Raw genomic sequence first — 10,078 nt, 5'->3', positions numbered from 1 at the left:
TTTCAACCGGAGTGACGATTGACTGTAATGAATCTTTAAAATTAAAAATTGGGGACACTATTTATACAAACTTATATACACCTATGATGGAAGTTCTTTCTGATGATGTTGGCGAACATGATTTATTACACCCATGCTGCAGACCAGAAATGTATGATTATTTCTACCATAATGGTAAAGGACATCGAAACTGTTTCGATAATATCAATAATGCCCTCGAAGAACAACGGCCAATTATTACACCTGTCAATCTGTTTATGCATACGAAAATCAATACTAACGGTAATATCTCAGTGGAAAAGCCTATTTCTGAAGCTGGAGATAAAATCATTTTTAAAGCATTGTTGAATATCACATTGGGAATTGCCGCTTGCAGTGTTTCTGAAAGCCAATGCAATAGTGGCAAATGTTCATCTGTTAAAGTAATCATTGACTAATGAAGATTACGGTTTGTAGAGCTAAACTAACCCAAAAGACCGAGCACGGTAGCCGTTTATGGCCACCGTGCTCGGTCTTTTTATAGGTGCTGTTTTTGTGTCCTGTCAAGCAATAGGACGTTGTAATAATACGATTCCCATTTTCAGTAAGATACAAAACTCGTCCAACTTAGGTTTCACCTGTTGCGGCATCCAGTCCCTTGATCTTTTGACCTCTGGGATGAATCGCTTGTTTTGTTAAATGAGCTGTGACTTTAACTGAGTTCAAATCATGAATGGTCTTTGCCGTTACCTGCCTGTGGCAAACCGCCTCTAAGGTGCAGGCATAGGCACATTATTTCTGTGAAGAGATATACTCCCGGGGCGAATATTTAAAATATTCCCGAAACGCCTTGTAAAAATTGCTGCTATTGCTGTAACCGAGTAATGCGGCAATTTCTTCAATGGGCAAATTTGTCCCTTTTAACAGAATAACAGCACGTTCCATTCGTTGTTCTAAAAGGATTTCAGAAAATGATTTGCCAAGTTCCCGGTGCAAGAGGGTGGATACATAGTTTGGATGATAGGAAAACTGTTTCGCAATATCTTTCAGCGTTACACTGTCAAAGTGTTCACTTATGTACTGCACAATCTTTTCTGATAAATTCTCACCGGGGGAGGTCTGGTTTGCCTGAACAAATTGCCGCGCTATCTGCAGCAAAAAGGAAAGGGCGAGTGACTTTAAAACAGCCTGGGTATCTTCCTGCTTATTTGCATACTCAATGACCATCATTTCAAGCAATGTACGTATATTACAGTCATGTTCAATTTTGAAATGCATGAATTCATCGGAAAATTCATTTGTTGCAGGGTCAAGGAGAAAATGAAACAACCTGGTGTTGGAGGATAGCATTGGCAAAAAAGTTCTAAAAAAAGTTTCACGCTGTATCAGAACACCAATGATTGTTGTTTCTTTATCATCATGGACGCAAAGTGCGTGTCCGGCAAAAGGCTGTCCGGCATAGAGTTCCCCTTCACGGATAGTGATACGGTTATCATATTTAAAGCTGATAGAATCATATTCGCCTTCGTAGGTGAAGTTGAAATAAAAAAAATCATGCCGATGGAAAAGCTCCTGACGTCCGCCGCTTTGATGGACACAGATCAGAATTTCTTCTTCCGGCTCACCTGGCCAACAAAACATTTTTTCTGATTGACTTCCCACAGGAAAATCATGATAGGTCCAATCCAATGTTAAAAACTGTTTACGAAGCTGTTCGATGGAAGCGCATAGTATTTCTTTTCCCATATCAATCCCCTCATACTTGAAGAACAATTAAAATCACCGTGGCAGATCATTTGATGTGTCATAACTCCGGCCGAACGACAGAACACCGCCGGTAATGAAAGCGATTCTATTATAAACATATTGTCAGCCTGTTTTGTCAATCCTGGCTTTCATTATACCAAGTGATATTACAAAATGCCAGTAGTATGATTAAGTTTTAGCGCTGTTTGGTTTTGCAGTCTTTTTTATAATCATAGTATTAATAAGTTTAGGAGGCTTTTTATGAACTTTCAAATTTTCGGCAGCGGAAACCCTTCTTTTTATCGAAAGCTGCTCTCGCTTGTTTTGCCAATTGCATTTCAACAGTTTATGTTAGCGGCGGTCAGTGCGTCGGATGCACTGATGCTTGGTTTTGTCAATCAGGATTCTCTTTCAGCTGTCTCCCTGGCTGGTCAGATTACGTTTGTCTTTAATCTCTTTATGGGCGGACTGACAATGGGAACCAGTATTCTGGCAGCACAGTATTACGGCAAGGGCGACATGAACTCTATTGAAAAGATATTTGCCTATGTCACAAAGGTATCCTTTTTAATCTCTGCAGTATTTTTCCTGGCATCCTTTTTTGTTCCGGAACTGTTGATGCGTATTTTTACACAGGAGTCCCAGCTTATTGAGGGAGGCATTGTCTATCTCCGGATTGTGGCACTATCTTATTTGTTCACCGGCATATCTCAGATTTATCTCTGCATATTGAAAAATACGGGATACGCTATGAAAAGTATGGTAATCGGGTCAACTGCTGTTGTGATCAACATTTTTCTGAATGCTGCGCTTATCTTCGGGTTATTCTTTTTCCCCAAAATGGGAATCGCAGGTGCAGCGCTTGCCACATCCGTCTCAAAGCTGATTGAGATGGTATGGGCGTTCATCGAGTCCCTGCGGGAAAAACATGCGCGGCTTCATATAAAATTTTGTTTTTCTTTGGATAGGCAGCTGGTAAAAGATTACTGGAGATACAGCCTGCCCATGCTGGGTGACTATCTTGTATGGGGAGTGGGCTTTACGATGTATTCCGTTATCATGGGGCATTTGGGAAATGACGCGGTGGCAGCAAATTCGATTGCAAATATTGTGAAAAACCTGATTGTGAGCTTTTGTACAGGGCTTGCAAATGGCGGAGGTATTATTGTAGGCAATGAACTTGGTATGGGAAATTTAAAACAGGCGAAAAAATACGGGGGGATTCTTTGGAAGATGGCAGTGATCAGCGGTGTTTTATCAGGGCTGCTGTTAGTCGCGCTTTCTCCTCTTATCATAAATGTGACAGCTTTAAGTCTGCAGGCTGCGGAATACTTAAAATGGATGCTGACACTTTGTGCCTGCTACATGATTGCAAAATCCATCAATATGATGACGATTGCCGGGGTATTCCCTGCCGGAGGCGATTCAAAATTCAGTTTGTTCTGTGACACGGTAACCATGTGGGTGTTTGCGGTTCCGGCAGGTTTTCTTGCTGCTTTTTATTTTCAATTGCCTGTAGTCATTGTGTTCCTTATTATCAATCTGGATGAGGTGGTAAAAGTCCCGGCAGCGATTCTGCACTATAAAAAGTATGGCTGGCTGAAAAATATTACAAGAGAAAAGGAAATACAGCTGATAAATCAAGAATGAGAATTCACCACAATATGTGTTAAGTTTATAGTGGTGTTGATTGTCGGGAAGTTCTGCAGGGGGAATGCCCAAAAGCATTTCAATGTGGGATGAAAGTGTAAGGTATAACGAGTGGCTGAACAACCAATAGGAAGAAGCTGTCTATGAAAGTTCTTTTAATTAACGGCAGTCCCCATGAAAATGGCTGTACCTATACTGCACTTGCCGAGGTGGCAGATATTCTTGAGAAAAATGATCTTCATACACAGACATGAAGAATGCGGAGGGAATTGTTATCGAGTCTCTTGTTTATTATGCAGGACCTAACTGCATTGTGTGCGCTTTTAGATAGAGTGTTTTATGGAGATAACGGTTCTCTGGCATTTAAACCTGCGGCAGTGGGATGGAGCTTATTCTCGTGCCTTGCGGTCTTTTTGTTTGGGGGAACTGCGGTACACTTTTGACAGGAACATGATTGACAATGCGGTGCTTAGCCTGCGGATTCATTTTGTATGTTATCCCGCATTGGGCATATTGCTTTTACTTAGGACAAGTTTACAGGCGATGGGGCGCAAGGTCATTCTTGTCATTTCAAGTGCAGTTTTTTTGTTGTAGGATTTTTGATACAGAAACTATTTGATGATGATAAGGAGAGAGTTTAAATGACAGAACTTGAAAAATTGGATGCGGGATTGGAATATGATTTTTGGAATCAGGAGGTAGATAATAGAAAGCTCCATGCTTTAAAATGGTGCCAGAAGCTAAACGCCATTCCCATGCAAAATAAAGAAGAAAGAGCAGAGGTGCTTCGAACACTGCTTGGCACGGTCGGAGAAAATACTACCGTTCTGCCAGTTTTTAACTGTGACAATGGAAGCAATATTCATGTGGGAAAGAATTTTATAGCAAACTACAACGTGACTATTTTGGATATTGCTCCGGTTTGGATCGGAGATTATGTAATGATTGGTCCCAGCACATTGATTACTACGGTGAATCATCCGCTCTCACCGCTTGGCCGCCGAAAGCATCTTGGCATTGCAAAGCCAGTCAGTATTGGCAACGATGTGTGGATTGGAGGGAATGTTACCATTTTGCCTGGAGTTATAATTGGCAATAATGTTGTAATTGCTGCAGGTGCCGTTGTTACAAAAAATATTCCTGATAACTGCGTTGTTGGAGGTGTTCCGGCTAAGTTTATAAAGACATTAGACAACGATGTTTAGGAAGACGTCTATATGGGAGCCGGATTTAATTATTTTGATACCGCCTATGCTTATCATGATGGAAAGTCTAAAACTGCTGTTAAGGAAACGCTGGCAGAAACTGAAGATTAAAAGAGTAACGACAGGTGCAGGGAAAGTACCGGTTGTGGATCTTCGACAGCAGATCGATGTGACGGAAGGTGGATATGATATTACGCTTCAGCCAATCAGAACAGATGAAGAAAAAATAATCATTCCGGTGCTGCTTGAGAATATAGGTTTAAAAGAAAGCTATGATTTGTGGCAGATTGGATTTTTTGCGGAAGATCCGGACGAAGGAAAGATTTTGTTTTGTATTGTGCAGGCATCACAGGCAAAACATATTCCTTCGGAAGAGGAAAGCCCGGGGTATTCTATTACATGGGATTTTTATTTCAACACGTCCAATACCGTGCCGTTTGAAGTTGTCCTAAATTCTAACGGCTTGGTGAATATTGAAGCTTATCAGGCTCACATAGAAGCAATACAGCAGGCTGATACTAGAATTGATAGTCTAAATTGGGCTTTAGAATGGAAAGAACTATCAACTGTTAAAAATCTGGAAACTGTTAATCTTCCGGAAATTTATAGAGAGATTAAAATTTGCGTAGCTGCAGGTTATAATGGACGGAGTTTGTGCAATAAAATTTAATCCACCAAATAAAAGATTTTGGCCTAACTCGTTCTTTATTGATGGACAAACTCTCACAAATTCGTGTGAAATGGTTGTATTTTATAGGTAAATCGGAATTTAACCAAACGCCCCAAACAGAACCTGTCCACATTGCCCATACTCATCATGTTATATTCTTTATAGAGATCATGATCTGATAATTTTTAAAGTAACTGTTATTTGTCACATATTATCATTGGCTTTTATTTGGTATAGATAACCAGAAGGTAAAGGTATGGATATTTGGGAAAACACAGTATTAACAGATAAGGGAAAAGCTTTGCAGGCAAAGCTGATTCAGGGGCAGACCTTAAAAATTACACGGGTTACGACAGGGGCGAAAAAGGTTCCGATTGTAGATCTTCGGCAGCAGACAGATGTCACGGAAGGCAAATATGATATTACACTACAGCCGTCTAGAACAGACGGTGAGAAAACGGTTCTTCCGGTTCTGCTTGAGAATATAGGTTTAAAAGAAAGCTATGACTTATGGCAGAGTGGATTTTTTGCGGAAGATTCGGACGAAGGAGAAATTTTGTTTTGTATTTCACAGGCATCACAGGCAAAACATATTCCTTCGGAAGCTGAAAGTCCAGGGTATTCTGTTACATGGGATTTTTGTTTCAGCACGTCCAATACAGTGCCGTTTGAAGTTGTCCTAAATTCTAACGGCTTGGTGAATATTGAAGTTTATCAAGCGCATACAAAAGCAATTCATGAGGCAAATGGGAGAATCGATGAGATAAATTTGGCTTTATTTGATAAAATATATCCGGTTGGTTCGGTATATCTTGCTGTCAATAATATTAACCCCAATAGTAAGTTCGGAGGGACTTGGGCAAAAATATCTGATGGATATTGTTTAATGAGTTCTAATTCTAATTATGGAGAAACTGGTGGTACTAATACTCATAGACATGAAACAAGCGGACACATCTTAACCCAATCAGAAATTCCAAAACATACGCATGGAAGTAGGTTTTTGGAGGGCTCAGCGCGTGTAGGAATGTGGAAAACTTATGAAGACGGTGATACGGGTATATTAGATGCATATTCAGCTACATTAAATTTAGGGTCAACAAGTGGTACAAATTGGGGGTTTGGAACTCTTGCTGTAAGAGCAACACATACTCATGATAACGTAGGGGGGGGTGACGCTTCTCATACTCATGGAGATACAAAAGATGTTGCTGTAACGCCACTGCATATTAAAGTGGCTATGTGGCATAGAACGGAGTAAGTAACTCAACCTATAAACTGCTGGGGTTTTTATTCTGCCGGATAAGCTATATAAGAAGTTTTATTTTAACATTATGAATCCTATTTAAATTTACTTGAGATTTATAACAGATAAATCAGAATTTAACTGAATAATAAATCTCTTGCTAAATCAGCTGGGTTTCGAATGAATAAAAATTCTTTATACTTTCTATAGAAAAGCAGCGATAAAAAAGGAGTAGTTACATGAAGAATTATTTTTTTTCAATACAGACAAGTAAATTCGTATGAAGATTTTGGACCTAATTTATCCCGCTTTACAACTCCTATTTCTGACTCATTAAATGAACATATCCATTCATCATGTTATAATAAATCAAAAAGGATTATGGAGGATATGGATGGAATGAGTTTTGTGGGGATGATTTTATGTGAGGATGGTATTGTAGCGTTTGGTGATTCAAAATCGTCTAAAGATGGGAAGCTTGGAACCTTAAGGTATGATAAAGAAAGAGGTGATGTAAAAAAAGTATTAATGGAGTCTGATTATATTTTTACTACATTTGGAGATAACCAGTTTATTGATGAATATCAAAGAAAGATAAATTTAGAGGATTGGCTAATAACAGAAATGAAAAAAACAATAGACTTTCGTCATTTGATCTTTCGTTTACAGGAAGTTCTATCCCTAAACAGTCAGAATAATTGCAAAAACTATCACTTTCTTATTGGAGCCAAAGGCCAATACGGTTATTTTGTATAGCCAGCACTCATCTCCAATCGCTCAGTAACATGCCATGCTGTGTGCCGATGCGTTAGAATTGCATTTTATTATGAAAAGGAACAAAAGTTGATGCCGTCAATTTACGAAACAAGCAGTTTGGAGTTTATAATCCAGTCGGCGGTCCGATCCAAGTGAAAGTCTTTCAATAGAAATGTTGAGGTACAGCCAAAAAGAACGCTCTGAAATATACGTTCTTTTTGGCTGTTGTTTGATCAAGAGTAGTTTTTAGCTTTGTGGAGCATAAAGCTGTCCTCTTACATGATAACTCCATAGAGATTGGGGAGGCAATGCCTGTACAGCAGTATCGAATGCATCAGAAGCACAGTCTAAATTATAATAGGTTTCATGAGCGCCTATCGCATGAATTTCGATAAGGTCATTATGGAATCGATCAAATGTATAAAATAAGGAACAATTGTTGCGGCCATGATTGGTGTCGGTTTCATGATAAACAGGCAGACCATTGATAAGCAGCGATGTTGTTCTGCTGGGCAGGGCTTGACCGGTTGTTTTTAGGGATTCGAGATTTCTTTCAATCGCTCTTAGTGTTCTTAGTAAGCAGTGGCGGCTGTGATCATCTGTATAATTTACCGATGCCTGCGTAGCAAAGAGCGTAAGGATGCTTTGTGCAAAATCTTCTGTCGAATAATAACCGTCATAAGAGATTGCTGGAGTGAAATCTTGGGTATAAGTTCGAAATGGCATATCGTATCCTCCTTTGTTTTGTTTGAATAAGAGATCAGGTTGTCTGTTGTTTGTAATTATATGTATATTAATCGTAATCTTCAAGCTTTTTATGCGAATGACCATTCTGTCTTAGTGAATCACTGAGTTGAGCTGGTTCAGACTTTTATCCGAATGGCATTGGCATGGATGCGATAATTTTAGAACAGTTATTAACCCAAAATAGTATCAAACATTTTTTTGAGAAGGTATTTTTGATGATACCTTCCTTTTGAACTGCTCTAGTCAAGGCAAATACCAGTAATTGCAGTACCGGAAGTATGGAAAAGAATATTAGGAACTTTTTTTGAAATAGAACTTTCCTTCTGGGCCTGACGAACTAGTTCGTGAAGCATTGTATTATTGATATAACGTTAAGTATCAGTGCGCTCGGGATGTGTTAGTGAAAAATTTTTTAGAGGGAATATATAGGTTGTAAAAACAGCACAAACATCCTGCTTATGCGGCTAGTAAGTTTCCATCAAAGAAAGTGCTAAAGAAGGTGAATTCTATGAAACCTTAATACAAGGCTATCTTCCAATTGCTCTTTTATCTATAAAAATATAATTTGTTCCATCAATGGTTCCTTTTACGTAAGTAGATTTTAGATTTTTTTGTTCTTCTGTAATTTTAATTGTTTTATTTTTATATGTCTTATCTGCAGTTGTACCAAGTTTTTTATAACCTGGAGTGCCATATGGTGAGCTTTTATAAACTCCATCAACTCTGCTGCTAACGTTTATTTTTCCAGTATAATTAATAATGGTTCGTTCTACTAAACCGTGATTGCCATAAGCATTCGGTTTTTCTATTTGAGACTTTACATCAGTAAGTAAAATTAAATTCTTGGGTTCAGCAGATTTACTGTTTAAATAAGCATTATTACTTATTTTAGTATTGGTAATTTTAAACTTTGCATTGTTTTTATCAGAAACTAAATTAATATATGACTTGGTGGGTTCAGAGCCATAGAAATTATTTCTGGTAATATTGACACCAGATGTTGGTAATTGTCCATTTCCGGTTCCTGGATTTGTGGTGTTTGCATTGTTGCAAATTTGAATCCAATTTTCACGCTTAGCGTTGGATGATTTAAAGATATTATCAGTTATCAATAAATTTTTAATCGAAACAAAATGAATGGCTCCGGTATATTTATTTTGATCTATAGTATTTAAAGGTATTGGATCAGTAACGGTATTTTTAGTAAATGTAATGTCATGATTTTGAACATTCTTTCCATACAGATGCTGACCAATAGGAGATTGCCCCCAGGATAATATATTTCCATTTTCCTTATAAGGGATAAATTGATTAGATTTTACTAAGATATTTGCAGTTGCAGAGCCATCAAAGCGACCTCCAAAACTCTTTAATTTATCATCGGCATTGGAACTGCCTGAGGCTCCTTCTAATGCGTAATCTGTTTGAATGGCTTCCGCATATTTTTGAGTTGAAGTCAGACCAGACACAGATACAGTATTTCCGTAGCCAGCAAATATATTATCAGTAAATGTAATATTGCTACAACCTAATAAATCAAATACATGTTGTCCAAAAGCTGTAGCCCGATTAAACTGAATTCCGCTGAATTCTGCATTTTTTTGATGTAATAAGGTAAATCCAAACCTATTTACGCCGTTGCCTATAAAGGTGCCGCCTTTCCACTTCAGTCCAGAATTTTCTGCTGAGAGAAAAGTGGCGCTTCCGGAAAAGATTGATTTTGATGCATCAATTGTCACATTATCGTTTTTTGGTAATTGAATATATCCAGATAAATGATATGTGCCTTCATCCAATGTAATGACAGAATTCGCTTCGGCATTATTAAAAATATCTTGAAGATTGTTTGTATCTAAGATTTTTTCTTGTGCCAAAATCTGATGTTGTCCATAACTCAGGTAAATAAAATAAGCAAATGATACAACAAGCAGTATCAAGATCACCGCTTTCCTTGTAATTTTCTTTCTAATCATAATTTTTCCTCCATATATAATATTATTTGTTCACTAATATTTTATCACGATAAAAAGAAAAGCATGGTGATTTTCTTTTATTGTTCTTTATGAGATAATAGTACTT

The 10,078-nt window shown here is 38.0% G+C and carries 9 protein-coding genes and 2 pseudogenes; 8 read left to right on the top strand and 3 right to left on the bottom strand.

Annotated features, from left to right (window positions below; translation table 11 throughout):
* Window positions 1–437: urea carboxylase-associated family protein (locus tag KH180_RS03500; RefSeq protein ID WP_290756420.1), on the top strand; the 437-nt coding region annotated here is incomplete at its 5' end.
* Between the two features lie 334 nt (window positions 438–771).
* Here the strand turns inward: KH180_RS03500 and KH180_RS03495 are convergent.
* Window positions 772–1,725 carry a helix-turn-helix transcriptional regulator gene (locus KH180_RS03495; protein WP_290756418.1) on the bottom strand — a complete coding sequence of 318 codons (954 nt, stop codon included), beginning with the start codon at window positions 1,723–1,725 and terminating at the stop codon, window positions 772–774.
* A 261-nt stretch (window positions 1,726–1,986) separates the two neighbouring features.
* Here KH180_RS03495 and KH180_RS03490 point away from each other — a divergent pair, with 261 nt between their 5' ends.
* The 7 genes and pseudogenes from KH180_RS03490 to KH180_RS03465 all read left to right on the top strand — a co-directional run bounded on the left by KH180_RS03490 (window position 1,987) and on the right by KH180_RS03465 (window position 7,252).
* A complete protein-coding gene (locus tag KH180_RS03490; protein ID WP_290756415.1) occupies window positions 1,987–3,375 on the top strand; it encodes an MATE family efflux transporter in 1,389 nt (462 codons plus the stop codon).
* 143 nt (window positions 3,376–3,518) lie between these two features.
* Window positions 3,519–3,629 (top strand): NAD(P)H-dependent oxidoreductase, encoded by a 111-nt coding sequence (locus KH180_RS03485; RefSeq protein WP_330624382.1) that lies wholly within the window; start codon window positions 3,519–3,521, stop codon window positions 3,627–3,629.
* Between the two features lie 387 nt (window positions 3,630–4,016).
* Window positions 4,017–4,175: pseudogene (locus KH180_RS16935) on the top strand (maltose acetyltransferase domain-containing protein); the annotation flags it as partial.
* A 231-nt stretch (window positions 4,176–4,406) separates the two neighbouring features.
* Window positions 4,407–4,559: pseudogene (locus KH180_RS16930) on the top strand (DapH/DapD/GlmU-related protein); the annotation flags it as partial.
* Window positions 4,560–4,749: 190 nt separating this feature from the next.
* A complete protein-coding gene (locus tag KH180_RS03475; protein WP_290756411.1) occupies window positions 4,750–5,250 on the top strand; it encodes a hypothetical protein in 501 nt (166 codons plus the stop codon).
* Between the two features lie 256 nt (window positions 5,251–5,506).
* On the top strand, window positions 5,507–6,511 hold the full coding sequence (locus tag KH180_RS03470; protein WP_290756409.1) for a phage baseplate protein: 1,005 nt from the start codon (window positions 5,507–5,509) through the stop codon (window positions 6,509–6,511).
* Window positions 6,512–6,886: 375 nt separating this feature from the next.
* Entirely contained in the window at window positions 6,887–7,252 is a 366-nt protein-coding gene (locus KH180_RS03465; RefSeq protein ID WP_290756407.1) for a hypothetical protein, read from the top strand.
* Window positions 7,253–7,498: 246 nt separating this feature from the next.
* Here KH180_RS03465 and KH180_RS03460 read toward each other — a convergent pair whose 3' ends face one another.
* Entirely contained in the window at window positions 7,499–7,978 is a 480-nt protein-coding gene (locus KH180_RS03460) for a hypothetical protein (RefSeq protein ID WP_290756404.1), read from the bottom strand.
* Window positions 7,979–8,526: 548 nt separating this feature from the next.
* Complete coding sequence (locus KH180_RS03455; RefSeq protein ID WP_290756402.1) at window positions 8,527–9,972, bottom strand: SH3-like domain-containing protein; 1,446 nt, start codon at window positions 9,970–9,972, stop codon at window positions 8,527–8,529.
* Window positions 9,973–10,078: the final 106 nt, after the last annotated feature.

Origin of the sequence: Anaerostipes sp., assembly GCF_018381315.1 — a bacterium.
Classification (GTDB): domain Bacteria; phylum Bacillota; class Clostridia; order Lachnospirales; family Lachnospiraceae; genus Anaerostipes.
The sequence above is the reverse complement of the archived record's forward strand: the minus strand, read 5'-3'. Positions and strand labels throughout refer to the sequence as shown.